This window comes from Massilia luteola (assembly GCF_034420155.1).
Classification (GTDB): Bacteria; Pseudomonadota; Gammaproteobacteria; order Burkholderiales; family Burkholderiaceae_D; genus Telluria; species Telluria luteola.
The window spans coordinates 605,829-623,497 of record NZ_JAXOFN010000001.1 but is presented as its reverse complement, the minus strand read 5'-3'; the positions used below and the strand labels follow the sequence as shown (position 1 = coordinate 623,497).

14 protein-coding genes are annotated in these 17,669 nt (G+C 69.4%); 8 read left to right on the top strand and 6 right to left on the bottom strand.

Annotated elements, in window-relative coordinates:
• The first annotated feature begins 125 nt into the window (after nt 1-125).
• The 6 genes from U9J41_RS02810 to U9J41_RS02785 all read left to right on the top strand — a co-directional run bounded on the left by U9J41_RS02810 (nt 126) and on the right by U9J41_RS02785 (nt 8,546).
• Entirely contained in the window at nt 126-1,628 is a 1,503-nt protein-coding gene (locus tag U9J41_RS02810; protein WP_322400060.1) for a peptide MFS transporter, read from the top strand.
• 12 nt (nt 1,629-1,640) lie between these two features.
• Nucleotides 1,641-2,150 (top strand): GNAT family N-acetyltransferase, encoded by a 510-nt coding sequence (locus U9J41_RS02805; protein ID WP_322400059.1) that lies wholly within the window; start codon nt 1,641-1,643, stop codon nt 2,148-2,150.
• A 138-nt stretch (nt 2,151-2,288) separates the two neighbouring features.
• Complete coding sequence (locus U9J41_RS02800) at nt 2,289-3,443, top strand: PEP-CTERM sorting domain-containing protein (RefSeq protein WP_322400058.1); 1,155 nt, start codon at nt 2,289-2,291, stop codon at nt 3,441-3,443.
• 190 nt (nt 3,444-3,633) lie between these two features.
• The gene (locus tag U9J41_RS02795; RefSeq protein WP_322400057.1) at nt 3,634-4,485 is read left to right on the top strand and encodes a phosphate/phosphite/phosphonate ABC transporter substrate-binding protein; all 852 of its coding nucleotides are present in this window, start codon (nt 3,634-3,636) and stop codon (nt 4,483-4,485) included.
• The gene (locus U9J41_RS02790; RefSeq protein WP_322400056.1) at nt 4,482-7,331 is read left to right on the top strand and encodes an EAL domain-containing protein; all 2,850 of its coding nucleotides are present in this window, start codon (nt 4,482-4,484) and stop codon (nt 7,329-7,331) included. Before U9J41_RS02795 ends, U9J41_RS02790 begins: the two co-directional genes overlap by 4 nt.
• An 18-nt stretch (nt 7,332-7,349) precedes the next feature.
• Nucleotides 7,350-8,546, top strand: coding sequence for a pyridoxal phosphate-dependent aminotransferase (locus tag U9J41_RS02785; protein ID WP_322400055.1), 1,197 nt, complete (start codon nt 7,350-7,352; stop codon nt 8,544-8,546).
• Here U9J41_RS02785 and U9J41_RS02780 read toward each other — a convergent pair.
• The 3 genes from U9J41_RS02780 to U9J41_RS02770 all read right to left on the bottom strand — a co-directional run bounded on the left by U9J41_RS02780 (nt 8,536) and on the right by U9J41_RS02770 (nt 11,828).
• Nucleotides 8,536-9,870 carry a hybrid sensor histidine kinase/response regulator gene (locus U9J41_RS02780; protein WP_322400054.1) on the bottom strand — a complete coding sequence of 445 codons (1,335 nt, stop codon included), beginning with the start codon at nt 9,868-9,870 and terminating at the stop codon, nt 8,536-8,538. The two genes, U9J41_RS02785 and U9J41_RS02780, sit on opposite strands and share 11 nt — an antisense overlap.
• Nucleotides 9,871-9,936: 66 nt before the next feature.
• Nucleotides 9,937-11,397, bottom strand: coding sequence for an ATPase domain-containing protein (locus U9J41_RS02775; protein ID WP_322400053.1), 1,461 nt, complete (start codon nt 11,395-11,397; stop codon nt 9,937-9,939).
• Complete coding sequence (locus tag U9J41_RS02770) at nt 11,394-11,828, bottom strand: hypothetical protein (RefSeq protein ID WP_322400052.1); 435 nt, start codon at nt 11,826-11,828, stop codon at nt 11,394-11,396. The genes U9J41_RS02775 and U9J41_RS02770 overlap by 4 nt, the downstream gene beginning before the upstream one ends.
• A 204-nt stretch (nt 11,829-12,032) precedes the next feature.
• Here U9J41_RS02770 and U9J41_RS02765 point away from each other — a divergent pair, with 204 nt between their 5' ends.
• A complete protein-coding gene (locus tag U9J41_RS02765) occupies nt 12,033-13,673 on the top strand; it encodes a M28 family peptidase (RefSeq protein WP_322400051.1) in 1,641 nt (546 codons plus the stop codon).
• A gap of 239 nt (nt 13,674-13,912) precedes the next feature.
• Nucleotides 13,913-15,697, top strand: coding sequence for a DUF885 domain-containing protein (locus tag U9J41_RS02760; RefSeq protein ID WP_322400050.1), 1,785 nt, complete (start codon nt 13,913-13,915; stop codon nt 15,695-15,697).
• A 55-nt stretch (nt 15,698-15,752) separates the two neighbouring features.
• Here U9J41_RS02760 and U9J41_RS02755 read toward each other — a convergent pair whose 3' ends face one another.
• Genes U9J41_RS02755 through galU form a run of 3 tightly spaced genes read right to left on the bottom strand, consistent with a single transcriptional unit; the run spans nt 15,753 to nt 17,661 of the window.
• Complete coding sequence (locus U9J41_RS02755) at nt 15,753-16,241, bottom strand: hypothetical protein (protein WP_425259892.1); 489 nt, start codon at nt 16,239-16,241, stop codon at nt 15,753-15,755.
• The gene (gene def, locus U9J41_RS02750; protein WP_322400049.1) at nt 16,238-16,774 is read right to left on the bottom strand and encodes a peptide deformylase; all 537 of its coding nucleotides are present in this window, start codon (nt 16,772-16,774) and stop codon (nt 16,238-16,240) included. The genes U9J41_RS02755 and def overlap by 4 nt, the downstream gene beginning before the upstream one ends.
• A complete protein-coding gene (gene galU / locus U9J41_RS02745) occupies nt 16,771-17,661 on the bottom strand; it encodes a UTP--glucose-1-phosphate uridylyltransferase GalU (protein WP_322400048.1) in 891 nt (296 codons plus the stop codon). Before galU ends, def begins: the two co-directional genes overlap by 4 nt.
• Nucleotides 17,662-17,669: the final 8 nt, after the last annotated feature.

The following is a 17,669-nucleotide window of genomic DNA, read 5'->3' as shown; positions in this document are numbered from 1 at the left end:
GAATTGAAATAATTGCATACGCCCTGTCAGTACAGGGTTTTCCCTTGTTGCACGATCCCTTTCTCTGGCGTAGCATCCACGCTTTGCCGGGCTCACGAGGCCGTCGGCAGCCCATCAGGAAAGTCATGAAACCCGAAATCCCACCCCTTCCCACCCAATCCCGTTCGTTCCTCACCATCGCTCTGATCGAGATGTGGGAACGCTTCGGCTACTACGGCATGCAGGCGCTGATCGTGTATTTCATGGTCCAGCGCCTCGGCTTCGACGACAGCCGCGCCAACCTCGTCTGGAGCGCCGCGGCGGCGCTGATCTACGTGTCGCCCGCGATCGGCGGCTGGATCGGCGACAAGGTCCTGGGCACCAAGCGCTCGATGGTGCTGGGCGCCCTCGTGCTGACCGTCGGCTACGCGCTGATGGCCGTGCCGACCGAAAACACCTGGTTCCTGTTCTGCGCCCTCGGCGTGGTCGTGGTCGGCAACGGCCTGTTCAAGCCGAACACCGCTAACCTCGTGCGCCGGATCTACGAGGGCGACGATTCCAAGATCGACAGCGCCTTCACCCTGTACTACATGGCCGTCAACGTCGGCTCGACGATCTCGATGCTGGCCACGCCCTGGATCAAGGACTACGTGAACGCCACCTACGGCGGCGAGCTCGGCTGGCACATCGCGTTCGGCGCCTGCAGCGTGGGCCTCGTCGTCGGCCTGTTCAACGTCTTCATCATGCGCACCACCATCGCCCACGTAGGCTCGCTGCCGGACGAGCGTCCGCTCGACGTCGGCAAGCTCGGCGCCGTGCTGGCGGGCGGCGTCGTCATGGTCGGCATGTCGGCCGTGATCCTGGAGTACCAGACCCTGGCCCGCATCTTCGTCTACCTGGCCGGCTTCGTCGTGCTGGGCATCTTCATCCACCTGATCCGCAAGAGCGCGCCGAACGAGCGCGCCGGCCTGACGGCGGCCCTCGTGCTGACGTTGCAGTCGGTGTTCTTCTTCATCTTCTACCAGCAGATGTCGACGTCGCTGTCGCTGTTCGCGCTGCGCAACGTCGACCTCGAATTCTCGCTGTTCGGCGCGCACCTGTTCGACTGGGCGCCGGCCCAGTTCCAGGCGCTGAACGCCATCTGGATCATGGTGCTGTCGCCCGTGCTCGCGTGGACGTATTCGGCCGCCGGCCGCAGCGGCAAGGACCTGTCGATCGCCGGCAAGTTCGCGCTCGGCTTCTTCGCCGTGGCGCTGGGCTTCTTCGCCTACGGCGTGGCCGGCATGTTCGCCGTCGGCGGCAAGACCTCGTCGTGGGTGATGGTCGCCGGCTACGGCCTGTATTCGCTGGGCGAACTGCTCGTCTCGGGCCTCGGCCTGGCGATGGTGGCGCGCTACGTGCCCGTGCGCATGAGCGGCTTCATGATGGGCGCCTACTACGTCGCCACGGGCATCTCGCAATACCTGGGCGGCGTCGTCGCCAACCTGGCGAGCGTGCCCAGCGACGTGACGAACCCGCTGCAGACCATGCCGATCTACACGAGCCTGTTCAACAAGCTGGGCGTCGGCGCGCTGGTGTGCACTGCCATCGCGCTGGCCGTGCTGCCGCTGATGCGCCGCCTCTCGGCGACGCACCACGCGCACAAATGAGCGCCGGCCGCCGTGACCATCCTCACCAGCGGCCGCCTGCGCTACGAACCCATCGCTGACCGCCACTTCGACGGACTGCACGCGATGAACCGCGACCCCGACGTGATGCGCTATCTCCTCGGCCGGCCGGAAACGCCGGACGAGACGCGCGCCATGATCGCCCGCGTGCGCACGCGCTGGGCCGAGTGGGGATATTCGTGGTGGGCGCTGATCGACGCCGCGAGCGGCGAGCTGGTCGGCGCCGGCGGCATCCAGCACCTGGGCCGCGACCGCGCCAACCCGCACGAGATCGGCTGGCGGCTGCGCCGCGCGAGCTGGGGGCTGGGCCTGGCGACGGAAGCGGCGCGCACGCTGGCCGATCACGCCTTCACGGCGCTGGACGCGCCCCGCCTGTGCGCCGTGCGCCACCCGGACAACACGGCCTCGCTGCGCGTGATGGACAAGCTGGGCATGCGTTTTACCTGCATCGAAGAATGGGACGGGGCACGGGTCCCCGTGCACGAACTGGCGCGCGCGGACTAGCGCGCCGCGCGCGCGTGACGCATCCCGTGGGGCGCACGCCACATATCCATCTCGCATACCTCTGATTCTCATCAGGGAGCGATGCGGCGACTCCCCTAAGCTGGCCTCGGAATCCACCAACCCATCCCGGAGGCTAGCATGCGCGCGTCATCGCACATTTCCCGACTGATCCTGTCCGCCGCCCTGGCACTGCCCGGCGCGGCGGCCGTGGCAGACCCGCTGTACACCGTCACCCTGCTGGGCGGCACGGGCAGTTCCGCCAGCGACATCAACCGCTGGGGCGACGTCGTCGGCAACGTCACCAGCGCCGGCGTCACCCACGGCTTCGTCAATGCCGGCGGCACGTACACCGACCTCGGCACGCTGGGCGGCGCCAACAGCAACGCGAACGCCATCAACGACTACGGCCAGATCGTCGGCGGCGCCGACAACGGCGCCGGCCAGTTCCACGCCTTCTCTTACGCCGGCGGCAAGATGAGCGACCTCGGCACGCTGGGCGGCGACCGCAGCCAGGCATTCGACGTCAACAACCACGGCGTGATCGTCGGCGACGCCCTGAACGGCGGCCCGGCCACCATGGGCTTCGCGCAGGCGTTCAGCTACGCGGGCGGCACCATGACCGGCCTCGGCACCCTCCCCGGCGGCCTGGGCAGCACTGCCTATGCCGTCAACGACAAGGGCATGACCGGCGGCGCGTCGTTCGAGGGGCCGTTCACCGTGCCGGAATATCCGTTTCACGCCGTCACGTTCAGCGGCGGTACCGCCCACCCGATCGGCGCGTCGGACCTCGGCGACAGCGCGATCTACGGCCTGAACGACGACGGCCTGGCCGTCGGCGGCATCCCGATGTCCACGATGATCCACGCGTCGCACGCCTTCCTGTACGACCACGGCACGATCACCGACCTCGGCATCCTCGAGCCGACGCAGGACGACAGCATCGCCTGGGACATCAACAACCTCAAGCAGGTCGTCGGCACCGCCGCCGTGACGATCGACCCCGACCACTACGGCTACCACGGGTTCCTGTGGACGGGCGCCGGCCTCGTCGACCTGAACACGCTGATCGATCCGGCGTCGGGCTGGGTCGTCACGAGCGCCAACGGCATCAACGACGCCCAGCAGATCGCGGCGACGGCCTGCTACGGCGGCGTCTTCGGCGACTGCCGCGCCGTGCGCCTCGACCTCGTCGCGGCCGTGCCGGAACCCGGCAGGTGGGCCATGCTCGCCCTCGGCCTGGGTCTGGTCGGCGTGCTGAAGCGTACCCGGCCGGCGGGCCGCATGGCGGCCTGAGCGGCACGGCGGGCACGGCGGGCACGGCAGCATGCCCGCCCGCGTCGCGTTACCGGATTTTCGCGCCTTGCGCGCCGCGCCAACAATGTACCAACAACATTGGCAAAAAGTTTCGCATTATTGCAAACCAGTAATATGTTATAGTCCACAGGTCCTGCCGGACGTCCCGCCGGCGCTCCGTCAACGACCCATGCACCGACTTTTGTCCATCCGTCCCGTTCTGGCCGTCGTGGCCGCCCTGCTCGCCGCCGGCGCCGCGCGCGCGCAAGCGCCGGCCTATAACTTTTCGCCCGTAAATCAGTACAACCTGCAGGTGTCGGCCCGTTTCTGGAATCCGATCGTCCGCTACGTGTCGCAGAAAAGCGGCGTGCACCTGAACCTCAAGCTGGGGCGCACGTCGGCCGACACGACGAGTTATGTGCTGGCGCGCGAGGTCGACTTCGCGTTCACGAACCACCTGTTCAGCCCGGAACGCGTCCGGATGGGGTGGACCGTGTTCGGCCGCCGCAACGCGCCGTCCGTGCGGGCGCAGATCGTCGTGCCCGCCGATTCGCCCATCACGCGCCTGGACGAGCTGGCCGGCACCGCCGTCGCCTTTCCGGGTCCGGAAGCGCTGCTCGCGTACCGCGTGACGTATGCCCAGCTGCTGCGCCGGCACATCGGCGTCGACGTCGTCTTCGCCGGCAATATGGACGCCGCCTTCGCCCAGCTGATCGCGGGCAAGGCGCGGGCCGCCGGCGCGAATTCCCAGCTCGTGCAGAATTACTACGGCCGCGAGCACAAATCGTTCCGCGTGCTGTGGAGTTCCGAGCCGTTCGACGACCTGGCGCTGATGGCCTCGCCACGGGTGCCGGCCGACCAGGTACGCGCCGTCGCCCAGGCCTTTTTCGGCATGGACAAGGATCCGGAAGGCCGCCGCATCCTCGCGGCCGCGACCGGGCTCGTGCACGCGCAGACACCCCTCTCGTTCGTCGCCGCCGGCGACGCCGACTATGCCGGCTACCGCGCGTTCTACGCGAGCGCGCCGCTCGACGTACAATGAACCTGCCCCGTCCATCCCTGCTGCCGCGCTCCCTCGTCGGCCGCGTGTTCACCGTCTTCAGCCTCACGTTGCTGCTGTCGATGGGCACGGGCCTGGGCCTGTTCTACCGCTACCAGTTCCTGCAGCACGTCGAAGAGACGCAGGACACCGCGCTGACCCTCGTCGAGGTGGCCACGCAGACGATCGAGGACAGCGTCGTCATCGGCGACTACGACACGGTCAAGCGCACGCTCGGCAAGATGCTGTTCCAGTCGCCGTTCAAGCGCGCCGAATTCATCGACGTCGCCGGCAGCACGATCCGCGTCGACGCGCCGCGCGTGACGCGCGCCCTGGCCCCGCGCTGGCTGGCGGCCCTCATCGCCGACAAGCTGTACGACGTCAACCGGATCGCCAACGTGGGCGGCAAGGATTACGGGGTCGTGCGCCTGCAGTTCGACGAGGACAAGCTGGCGGCGCAGCTGTGGAGCCTCGTGCTGGACACGGCGGGCGTGGCGCTCGTCGTGTTCATGGCCAGCCTGGCGCTGATGCGGACGCTCGTGCGCAACTGGCTCGACAACCTGGGCCGCCTGCGCTCGTTCGAGAACGACGTGGCGGCCGGCAGGGTCACCGCCGAAGCCGCGCTGCTGGCCGACGCGCCGACGGAGATCCAGGAAGCGATCCGCGCCGTCAACCGCGGCGCCGCCAGCCTGCGCGACCAGTTCGGCCAGCGCATCGACTCGCTGATGAACTCCCTCATGCAGCACAAGAGCGCGATGGACCAGGCCGCGATCGTGTGCGAGGCCGACGCGGCCGGCGTCATCAACGGCGTGAACGAGCTGTTCGTGACGAGCAGCGGCTTCACCCGGCCCGAGGTCGTGGGCCAGCGCCTGGCCGACGTCGGCCGCCCCGCCGGCGCGCGCCTGCCGTGGCAGCCCTCGGACCGCGTCTGGAACGGCGAAGTCGTGATCGCCGGGCGCCATGGCCGGCGCCACTGGTACCGCACCATCGTGCCGATGTTCGACGCGGCCGGCGGCGTCGAGCGCTACATCTGCATCGACATCGACATCACGGAGCGCAAGGAATTCGAGCGCACGATCGTCGAGAACGCGCAGCGCCAGACCCTGATCGCCGAACTCGGGCGCAAGGCGCTGGCCGCGAACGGCCTCGAGGAACTGTTCGCGGACGCGGCCGACGCCGCCGCGCGCGGCCTGTGCGCGCCCTGCGCCGGCCTGTTCGAGATCACGGCGAACGGGATGCTGCTGCGCGCCGGCGCGGGCTGGCTGGCGCGGGCCGCCGGCCTGCAACTGGGCGACGTGCCCGGCGAGCCGCTCGCCGCGGGCGAGCGCGCCGCGCGCCGCAAGTGGTTCGCGCCGCTGGCGGCCGTGCACAACATCGCGGCCGGCATCGACACCGCGATCGTGTGCGGCGAACGGATGTTCGGCGTGCTCGGCGTCTATGCCGACGGCACGCGCCGCTTCGGCACCGACGACGCCAACTTCCTGCACGGCGTCGCGAATATCCTGGCGACCGCCGTGGAACGCCACGAGGCGCGCAACCGCCTGACCTGGCTGGCCCAGTACGATCCCCTGACGAACCTGCCGAACCGGCGCCGCCTCGCCCAGTGCCTCGAGGAAGCCATCGCCCGGGCCGGCCACGACGGCGGCCGCGCGGCCGTCATGTTCATCGACCTGGACCGCTTCAAGAACGTCAACGACATGCTCGGGCACGGCGTGGGCGACCAGTTGCTCGTGCAGGCCGCGAAGCGCCTCCTGGGCTGCGCGCGCGACGCCGACGTCGTGGCGCGGCTGGGCGGCGACGAGTTCGCGCTCGTGCTGCCCGCGCTGGCCGGCGACGCCGACGCCGCGGCCGTCGCCGCCCGCGTCACCGAGGCGCTGGCGCAGCCCTTCTATCTCGAGGGGCAGCCGCTGTTCGTGTCGGCCAGCGTGGGCATCGCCACGTATCCCGAGAACGGCCGCGACGCCGAATGCCTGCTCAAGAACGCCGACACGGCCATGTACGGCGCCAAGAACGGCGGCCGCAACAACTACCAGTTCTACGTCGCCGAGATGCACGAGAACGCCACCCAGCGCCTGCAGACCGAAGCCCAGCTGCGCCAGGCGCTGGAGCGCGGCGAATTCCTGCTGCACTACCAGCCCAAGCTCGACCTGGCGACCGGCACCATCAGCGGGTTCGAGGCGCTGCTGCGCTGGAACCACCCGCAGCGCGGCCTCGTGCCGCCGCTGGAATTCATCGCCATCCTCGAAGACACGGGCCTGATCCTGCCGGTCGGCGAATGGGTGATCGACGAGGCCTGCCGCCAACTCAAGGCGTGGCAGGCGCAGGGCATGGCGGTGCGGCCGGTGGCGATCAACCTGTCCGCGCGCCAGCTGCAGCAGGCCGACCTGGCCGGCGCCGTCGAGCGCATCGTCGTCCGCGCCGGCGTCGACCCCGCGCTGCTGGAATTCGAGCTGACCGAGTCGATGCTGATGGCGAACCCGGAAGCGGCCGTCGAGATCCTCACGCGCATCAAGACGCTCGGCATCCGCCTGTCGGTGGACGATTTCGGCACCGGCTATTCGAGCCTGGCCTACCTGAAGCGCTTCCCGCTGGATGCGCTCAAGATCGACCGCACCTTCGTGCGCGACCTGCCGGACGATCCGGACGATGCGGCGATCACGAATGCGGTGATCCGGCTGGCGCACAGCCTGAGCCTGAAGGTCGTGGCCGAAGGCGTCGAGAACGTGGCGCAGCTGCGCGCACTGGAGCAATACGGTTGCGACCAGATCCAGGGTTACTACGTCAGCCGCCCGCTGCCGGCCGAGAGTTGCGCGGCGCTGCTGGCCGGGACGGCGGTGGCCGCGGCGTGAATCGGCTAAGATAGCGGCATGCCAGAAAATCGAATCCAGGTGGCGCGCCGCGTCGACGCCATCGAACCCTTCCGCGTGATGGAAATGGTCAAGGCCGCAGCCGCGATGGCGCGCGCCGGCCAGGACGTCATCAGCATGAGCGTCGGCGAACCCGACTTCACGGCGCCCGACATCGTCGCGCGCGCCGCCATCGACGCCATCCAGCGCGGCGCCACGCAATACACCGAATCGCTCGGTCTCCCGGCCCTGCGCGACGCCATCTCCGCCCACTATGCCGACGCCCATGGCCTCGATGTGTCCCCGCGGCGCATCGTCGTGACGGCCGGCGCGTCGGCCGGCCTGCTGCTGGCCTGCGCGGCGCTCGTGGCCGACGGCGACGAGGTCTTGATGCCCGACCCGAGCTACCCGTGCAACCGCCATTTCGTCAGCGCGTTCGGCGGCCGGGCCGTCCTCGTGCCGTCCGGTCCGGCCGAACGCTACCAGCTGACGGCCGCCCAGGTGGCGGCGCGCTGGACCGAACGCACGCGCGGCGTGATCGTCGCGTCGCCGTCGAACCCGACCGGCACCTCGATGACGCCGGACCAGACGCGCGACCTCGTCGCGGCCGTGCGCGCGCGCGGCGGCTTTGCCATCGTCGACGAGATCTACCAGGGCCTCTACTACGGCGAGCGGCCGGGCGACCGCGCGACCAGCGCCCTGTCCTTCGGCGACGACGTCATCACCGTCAACAGCTTCTCGAAGTACTTCAGCATGACCGGCTGGCGCCTGGGCTGGCTCGTGCTCCCGGAGACGCTCGTGCCGGCCATCGAAAAGCTGGCGCAGAACCTGTTCATCTGCGCGCCCGCGATCGCCCAGCATGCGGCGCTGGCCGCGTTCCACGCCGACGCCATCGGCGTGTTCGAGGAGCGCCGTCAGGAATTCCGGCGCCGCCGCGATTTCCTCGTGCCCGCGCTGCGCGACCTCGGTTTCCAGGTGCCCGTGCTGCCGGACGGCGCGTTCTACGTGTACGCCGACATCGCGCAGGTCGGCCACCGCGACGCGCACGACAGCAGCGCGTTCGGCATGGCCGTGCTGCGCGATGCGCTGGTGGCGATCGTGCCGGGCGACGACTTCGGCTTCGCCGCGCCGAAGCGGCACGTGCGCTTTTCCTACGCGACGAAGTACGAACGGATCGAACAGGCGGTCGACCGCCTGGCGCGCCTGCTCAGGCGCTGAAGGTCGCGTCGGGCGCCGGCGCGTCCGCGACGACGGCCAGCAGCGCGCCGGCGCCGACCGGCTTGACGAGATAGCGGTCGAAGCCGGCCGCCAGTCCGCGCGCCGCGTCGTCCGGCTGGCCGTAGCCCGTCAGCGCGATGGCGTACGGACGCGCGCCGTCCTGCTGCGCGCGCAGCGCCTGCATCAGCGCGAGGCCGTCGAGTCCGGGCAGGCCGATGTCGCACACGATCACGTCCCAGCGCTCGCCGAGCGCGTGCGCCAGGCCCGCGCGGCCGTCCGCCGCGCACACCACGTCATGGCCTTCCACGGCCAGGATGTCGGCCAGGGTGGCGCAGGCGTCCGCATTGTCTTCCACGAGCAGGATGCGGCGGCGCCGCGTGGCCTGGGCCGGTTCGGATTGCACCGGCGCCGCGGGCAGGCCGGCAGCGCGCGGCAGGCGCACCGTGAAGCGGCTGCCGCATCCGGGACCGTCGCTGTGCGCCTCCACGACCCCGCGATGCATGCCGACGAGGTTGCGCACGACGTTCAGGCCCACGCCGAGCCCGCCCTCCGAGCGCGCCAGCGAGCGCGGGCCCTGCGTGAACAGGTCGAAGATATACGGCAGCACCTCGGGCGCGATGCCGGTGCCGTTGTCGGCGATCGTCACCACGACCTCGTCGGCGCCGGCCTGCGCGGCGAGCCGCAGGCGCCCGCCGTCGCCCGTGTACTTGGAGGCGTTGCCGAGCAAATTCGTGAACACCTGGGCGAGGCGGACCTTGTCGCCCGCCACCGCGACGTCCGCGGACGGCAGGTCGACGTCGAGCGCCTGGCCGCGCTCCGCGATGCGCGGCTGCACCGTCTCGACGGCGTGGCGCAGCACGTCGGCGAGGGCCAGCGATTCGACGTCCAGCGTGATCTTGCCGCTGCTGATGCGGGCCGCGTCGAGCAGGTCGTCGAGCAGGCGCGCCATGTGGTCGACCTGGCGTCCGATCACGCGCGCCAGCTTGAGCTGCTGCGGCGCGGCGCCCGGGTCGCGCTCCAGCAGCGACGCCGCCATCGCCAGCGGCGACAGCGGGTTGCGCAGTTCGTGCGCCAGCATGGCGAGGAATTCGTTCTGGCGCCGGTTGACGGCTTCGGCATCCTCGCGCTGGTATTCGGCGTTGACGGTGGCGAGGACCAGATGTTCGTTGGCCTCGCGCAGCCGGGCCAGGGCGCCTTCCAGCGCCAGCCGCTCCTCGGCCTGGCGCCGCGCGTGCAGCTGCGCGGCGTCCAGCTCGGCCTCCAGCGCGCGGATGCGGCGCAGCAGGTGCGGATCGGACAGCGCGTCGTCCAGGCCGTCGCGCACGACATCCTCCCGGGAACGTGGTGCCGCGGCGGGCGGCTCTTGTCGGTACGTTCCCATCGTCGTCCTTTACTTGTGCGGCTCGCGCCGGGTGGGGTAGCCCGTCATCAGGGCATCGAGGTTCGTCACGTGCGGCGAGACCTCGATGCCCGCGTCGGTGATGCGGTATTCGCGCAGCTCGTTGCTGTGGCCGGTGCCGCGCACCTTAATGACGGTCATGAACTTGCAGACATGCCCTTCCACTTCGGCGAAGCGCATCGACAGCACGGCGTCCGCCAGGAAGCACAGGTTGTCGATGGAGAAGCGCCAGTTCGGCGCGTTGTCTTCGTAGCCGACCGTGACGAGGGCGGTCACGCCGCGCCGCGACAGCAGCGACAGCGTGCGGAACACGGCCAGGCGCAGGTCGTAGCGGAATTCCGGCGCGAGGTACAGGCCGATCTCGGACAGCGAGTCGATCACGACGCGCGTCGCGCCCGTGCGCTCGATCGCCTCCGTCAACTGGTCGAGCAGTTCTTCGACGGTGAGCGACAGCGACAGCGATTCCAGCACCGTCACCTGGCCGTCCTGCACCAGCTTGATGAGGGCCGCGTTGTGCAGGCGCGCCGTATGCTTTTCGAAGAACACGGCGACGCCCTTCTCGCCCTGGGCCGCGCCGGCCTGCAGGAAGCGCGTGCCGAGGATCGTCTTGCCGATCCCGGTGGGCCCCGACACGAGCATCGTGTGGCCCTGCGGCAGGCCGCCGTGGAGCATGTCGTCCAGCCCCGCCACGCCGGTCGGGACGTGGCGCGCCGAGGTGGCGACGGTCCGGTAGGCGTCGCCCGCGGGCGTCAGCAGGCGCGGATATACGCGGATGCCGTCGTCCGTGATGCGCAGCGTGTGCGCGCCGGACATGTGGGCCTGGCCGCGCATCTTGATGATGCGGATCTTGCGCACCACCGAATCCTCGTCCAGGTTGTGCGACAGCGCGATCATGCCGTCGGCGACGGTGATGATCGGGTTGGCCTCGACGTCCGCCTGCGTGTATTCGCCGATCAGGAACGTCGTCGCCTGCCACGTCGCCATGCGCGAACCCAGTTCCTGCACGAAGTGCTGCAGGTCCCACAGGCCTTCGTTGCCGCTGCGGGCGGTCTGCACGACGGAACGGAACGAATCGACGAACACGAGGCTCGGCGCGAAATCCTCCACTTCGCGCATGATGCGTTCCAGCACGCCGCTGAAGTCGCCCGCGCGCAGGTCGTCCGCCAGGTTGACGTAGCGGATGGCGGGGCCGACCTTGTCCATGTCGAAGAACGAGAACTGCTGCTGGTAGCGCAGCATCTTCAGCGGCGGTTCGCCCAGCACGGTGAAGAACAGGGCGCGCCGCTCCGGGGTCGCGAGCGAAAACATGATCTGGTGCGCGAGCGTCGTCTTGCCGCTGCCGGGTGCGCCGGCGATCAGGGTGAACGAAAACTCGGTCAGGCCGCCACCGAGAAGAACATCGAGCCCTGGCACACCTGTGCACAATTTCTCCAGGGTTACTTTTCCGCTCATTGCTTGTGCTCCTCTTGATTCTTCTGCGGCGCGCCGCCCGCCCCGGTTTCGGTCAGCAGCCGTGTCGTCAATGCCGGGCCGATGAGAGCTCCCAGCTGGCGCACGAAAATGCCCATCAATTCCTCGTGTGTCGCGGCCGCCTCGGCAGGGTCGGCGCCCGCCAGGTCGTTCTCGAGGGCGGTCAGCAGCAAGGTGCTCGTCCGGCGCGCGAGGTCGACGCTGAGCCAGGGCCGCGGCGGCGCCAGCAGCCGCGTCGAACGCGTGAACAAGGCGACGAACCCGCCTTCGCCGATCAGCGGCACCAGCTGCCGGCCCAGCCTCGACCAGGGTCGGATGAGCGCCTGGGCATGGCCGGGACCGGCGATGTCCGTCTTCCTGCCGGACGTCGTGTCGGCGGCAACCGGGTGCGCTCTGTTTTCGTCTTTATCCATGCAGGAGTGGTGTCGGGGTTGTCATGCCATGCGGCGTGGCCTCGGCTGCCACGCGCGTGCCCGGATTATATAACGTGAGACGCAACGTTACATTTTTTAAAATGATGTCACCATTGGCGGCGCCGCCCGTCATTACGCCCGCTTTCCGCCGCGCCGTGGCCGGTGCTACCATCGCAGCCTCGTACCACTCAGGAGCCGTCCACGATGCCCGCTTCCCTCTTCCGTACCTGCGCCGCCCCCCTTGCCGCCGCGCTCCTGCTGGGCGCCGCGAGCGCGGGTGCCCTGGCCCAGTCCGCGCCGGCCGTGGCCGAGGCCCCGCTGCGCGCCCACCTGTCCTTCCTCGCCGACGACCTGCTCGAAGGCCGCGGCACGGGCCAGCGCGGCGGCGCGCTCACCGTGCGCTACCTCGAGACCCAGGCCGCCGTGCTGGGCTTGACCCCGCTGGCCGACGGCGGCTACCGCCAGAAGGTCGAACTGGTCGGCCAGAAGACCCTGCCCGCCAGCACGCTGCGCTTCGAGGCCGGCGGCAAGGTCCTGCCCGCGACCTTCGGCAAGGACGTCGTGTACGCCAACGCCGCCGGGACCACGGCCACGCACGTGACGGCGCCCCTCGTCTTCGTCGGCTACGGCATCGACGCCCCCGGCGAGCGCTGGAACGATTTCGACGGCGCCGACGTGAAGGGCAAGGTGCTGGTGGCGATGGTCAACGATCCGCAGCCCACGGCCGCGGAACCGGACCGCTTCGGCGCCAAGTCGCTCACGTGGTACGGGCGCTGGACGTATAAATTCGAGGAAGCCGTGCGCCGGGGCGCGGCGGGCATCCTGCTGATCCACACGACGGCCTCCGCGTCCTACCCGTGGAGCGTGCCGGTGAACAGCTTCTCGCACGAGCAATTCCACCTGGCGGGCCCCGGCAACGCGCTGCAGGGCTGGATCAGCGAAGACATGGCGCGCACGCTGTTCGCGCAGTCCGGCCAGGACCTCGACACGCTGCGCGCCCGCGCCGAGGTGCGCGGCTTCCGGCCGGTGGCGCTCGACGCCCGCATCGACGCCGACGTGCAAAGCGCCGTGCGGTCGATCGTCGAGTACAACGTGGCCGGCATCGTGCCCGGCCGCGATCCGACGCTGCGCGACCAGGCCGTCATCTATTCCGCGCACTGGGACCACCTGGGCATCGACCCGGACAACGGCAAGCCGGATCACATCTGGAACGGCGCCATCGACAACGGCTCCGGCACGGCCGCCCTGCTCGCGATGGCGCAGGCCGCGGTGAAGCATCCGGCGAAGCGCACGCAGATCTTCCTGTGGCCGTGCGCGGAAGAGCAAGGCCTGCTGGGCAGCCTCGCCTACGTCCGCAATCCGGTGTGGGCCCTGGCCCGGACGGCCGCCGACCTGAACCTGGACAGCATGAACTTCGTCGGCCGCACGCGCGACATGGGCGTGGCCGGCGCCGAGCGCAGCTCGCTGTATGCGACATCGGAACGGGTGGCCAGGGCGATGGGCCTGCACCTGGCCGCGCCCGTGCCGGACCTCGGCGGCGCCTATTTCCGCGCCGACCACTTCAGCTTCGCCAGGGCCGGCGTGCCCGCCTTCAACGTCGGTTCGGCCGTGTTTTCGGGCGACGGCCGTTTCGAGTTCGAGCACGACCAGGCCGCGAAAAGCGCGCAGATGCGCGCCTTCACGAAGGACTACCACCAGGTCAGCGACCAGTACGACCCGGCGTGGGACTTGTCGGGCATGGTGCAGCAGGCGCAATTCACGCTGAACCTCGGCTATGCGGTGGCCAATGCGCCGGCGATGCCGGCATGGAAGGCAGGCGAGGCGTACGGCAAGGTCAAACGCTGACGCCGGCGCGGCCGTGCCCCCGGCCGCGCGCGCAGGCTGGACGAGATCCGGTCCCACGACGCCATCGCGGCGGGCGCCATGGCGAGCCGGATGTCCGGCACGAGCACGTTGTCCGCGGTGCCGTGGCGTCCGCAGTGCCCCAAGCGATGCGCAAGACTGGCGGCGGCCGAGGCGCCCGGGTAATATCGTGCGATGAGGCAATACCGTGCCTCGCACACCACCTCGACCACAGGACCTCCATGAAGCAGACCTTGCTTGCCGCCGCCCTTTTGCTCGCCCTCTCGACCCCGATCGCGCCGCCGGCACTCGCATCTCCGGCGCCCGCTTCCGCGAAAGCGGCGGCCCGGGCCGACAAGCAGTTCCAGGCCATCTACCAGGCCGAGTGGCAATGGCGCGTCAAGCAGCGGCTCGCGTGGGACGAGGACGAGCCGCGCGACGCCGGTGCCGGACTGCCCAGGGTCGACGCGCGCACGCAGGCCGCGCGGCTGGCGCAGTGGCAAGATGTGCTGCACCGGCTGGACGGCATCCGCGCGGCCGACCTGTCGCGGCCTGAACGCATCAATTACGCCGTGTACCGCGCGCAGATCGCCGCGTTCGTGGCGGCCCAGCGCTTCCGCGAATTCGAGCAGCCCGTGAACGCGGACAGCGCGTTCTGGTCCGACATCACCTATATCGCGCGCCGCCCGCTCAAGACGGCGGAGGAATACCGCGCCTATCTGGGCCAGTTGGGCGACCTGCCCCGCTACTTCGGCGAGGAACTGGACAATATGCGGGCCGGCCTCGCGCGCGGCTTCACGCCGCCGCAGGTCACCCTGGCCGGCCGCGATGCGCCGCTGCTGAACATCGTGAACGCGAAGACCCCGGAGGACACGGTGTGGTACACGCCATTCAAGGCGATGCCCGCGACGATCCCCGCGGACGAACAGGCGCGCCTGCGCGCGCAGGGCGTCGCGCTGATCGAGAGCGCCGTCAAACCGGCCTATGCGCGGGCCCTCGCATTCTTCCGCGACGAATACGTCCCCAAGGCGCGCACGACCCTCGCGGCCGAGAGCCTGCCGGACGGGAAAGCGTATTACCAGTCGAAGATCGTCGAGTACACGACGACGTCGCTGAACGCGCAGCAGATCCACGCCATCGGCCTGAGCGAAGTGGCGAAGATCCGCGCCGAGATGCAGCAGACGATGGCGCAAGCCGGCTTCAAGGGCGACCTGCCCGCCTTCCTCGCTTTCCTGCGCAGCGATCCGCAGTTCTACGCGAAGACGCCGCAGGAATTGCTGATGCGCGCCGCCTGGATCGCCAAGAAGTTCGACGGCAAGGCCGACCAGTACTTCGGCTACCTGCCGCGCCGGCGCTTTTCCATCGTGCCCGTGCCGCCGGACCAGGCGCCCTATTACACGTCGGCGCGCGGCGGGCCGGGCATCTACCTCGTCAACACGTACGACCTGCCGGCGCGCGCGCTGTACAGCCTTCCCGCGCTGACGCTGCACGAATCGGCGCCGGGCCACGCGTTCCAGATGCCGGTGGCGCTGGAACAGCACGGCGTGCCACCGTTCCGCCGCGCGTACATCTCGGCGTACGGCGAAGGCTGGGCCCTGTACTGCGAACGCCTGGGCAGCGAGATGGGGATGTATGAAACGCCGTACGAAACGTTCGGCATGCTGAGCTACCAGGCCTGGCGCGCCGCCCGCCTCGTCGTCGACACGGGCATCCACGCGATGGGCTGGACGCGCGCGCAGGCGCAGGCCTATATGCACGACAACACGGCGCTGTCCGACCACGAGATCGAGACGGAGGTGGACCGCTACATCTCCTGGCCGGGACAGGCGCTGTCGTACTACCTGGGGGAGATGGCGATCATGGAAGCGCGCAGGAAAGCCGAGGCGGCGCTGGGCGAGAAATTCGACATCCGCGCCTTCCACGACACGGTGCTGCAGCTGGGGTCCGTGCCGTTGCCGGTGTTGCAGGCGCGGATCGACACATTCATTGCGGAAGGCGGCAAGTCGCCGTATCCGGCGCATCAGTGATCGGTTCGCGGACATGCTGGCGGGCCCCGGGAGCCCGCCATTCGACGCGTGACGGTCAATACAATTTGACCTTCAGCTGCACGGAGATGCCGCCGTACAGGCGGTCCTTGTAGCTGGGGACCACGCCCACGTTGACGCCCACGCGCCGGTACTCGTACGTGAACGTGGGCACCACGGCCGGAAACCAGCCGCGGTCGCGCATCTTCGGATAGCCGTCGAACGCCGCGATGGCCGCGCCCAGGCGGACGGGCCCCAGCGCGTACGGCTGCCACAACACGCCCGCGTAGTTCGAGTAAAAGCGGTCGCTGTTGACGAAGCGCCCGGCGGCCGCCGCCATCGTGCCGGAGAACCGGTATTCGACGCCGATGCCGCGGTTGCCGCCGTTGAGGTTCTTGTCCCGGTCGAAGTGATACGTGGCGAAGCCGCTGTCGATCCACAGTTCGCTCCGCGGGTCGGCGGCGACCTTCGCGAACAGGTCGTCGGCATGCACGCCCGCCCCGGCGCAAGCCAGCGTCAGCGCGGCGACAAGGTGACGCGGCTTCAATCGTCGGCCTTCGGGTCGAGATCGGGAAACATCACGTCGGTGAAGCCGAAGCGGGTGAAGTCGCGGATGCGCATGGGGTACAGGATGCCGAGCAGGTGATCGACCTCGTGCTGCACGACGCGCGCATGGAAACCGTCGACGTCGCGGCTGATCGGCCGGCCGTACTGGTCGACGCCCTCGTAGTGCAGGCGCGTGTAGCGCGGCACGCTGCCGCGCAGGCCCGGCACCGACAGGCAGCCTTCGAAGCCCTCTTCCATCTCGTCCGACAAGGGCTTCAGCACAGGGTTGATCAGCACCGTCTCCGGCACGGCCGGCGCGTCCGGATAGCGCTGGTTCTTGCCGAAGCCGAAGATCACGAGCTGCAGGTTGACGCCGATCTGCGGCGCGGCGAGGCCCGCGCCGTTCACGGCGTGCATCGTCTCGAACATGTCGGCAACGAGCGCGTGCAGCTCGGGCGTGTCGAAGTCGCGCACGGGTTCGGCCACGCGCAGCAGGCGCGGGTCGCCCATCTTGAGGATGTCGCGGATCGTCATGTCGGCAGGCCCGCGCACAACTGCGTCAGGAATTCGCGATAGCCTTCGGCCGTCTCCGGGTGCTTCATGCCGATGGCAGCCGTGGCCTTCAGGTAGCCGAGCTTGGAGCCGCAGTCGTAGCGGGTGCCGGCATAGCGGTACGCGAGTACGCGTTCGCGCGTCATCAGGGACGCGATGCCGTCGGTCAGCTGGATCTCGCCGCCGGCGCCCGTGCCCAGGTTTTCCAGGTGGTCGAAGATCGCGCCCGACAGCACGTAGCGGCCCACGACGGCCAGGGTCGACGGCGCGTCCTCGGGCTTCGGCTTCTCGACGATGCCGGAGACGAGCTCCAGGTCCGGCCGGTAGGCGCGCGCGCTGACGACGCCGTACTGGCGCGTGTTCGCGCGCGGGACGTCCTGCACGGCGAGCACGCTGCACTTTTCGTAGCCGTACAGGTCCGTCATCTGCGCCAGCACCGGCTTGTGGCCCTCGGCCGTGTCCATGAAGTCGTCGGCCAGCAGCACGGCGAACGGCTCGTTGCCGATCACGGGACGCGCGCACAGCACGGCGTGGCCCAGGCCCAGCGCGGCCGGCTGGCGGATGTAGATGCAGTTGACGTTCTTCGGGATCACCTGCTGCACCAGCTTCAGCAACTCGGTCTTCCCGGCCGCTTCCAGCTCCGATTCCAGTTCGTAGGCCTTGTCGAAATGGTCTTCGATGGCGCGCTTGTTCCGGCCCGTGATGAACACCAGTTCCGTGATACCGGCGGCGACCGCCTCCTCGACCGCGTACTGGATCAGCGGCTTGTCGACGATGGGCAGCATTTCCTTCGGCTGCGCCTTGGTGGCCGGCAGGAAGCGGCTGCCGAGGCCTGCGACCGGGAATACGGCTTTCTTGATTGCGGTCATTCGTGCTC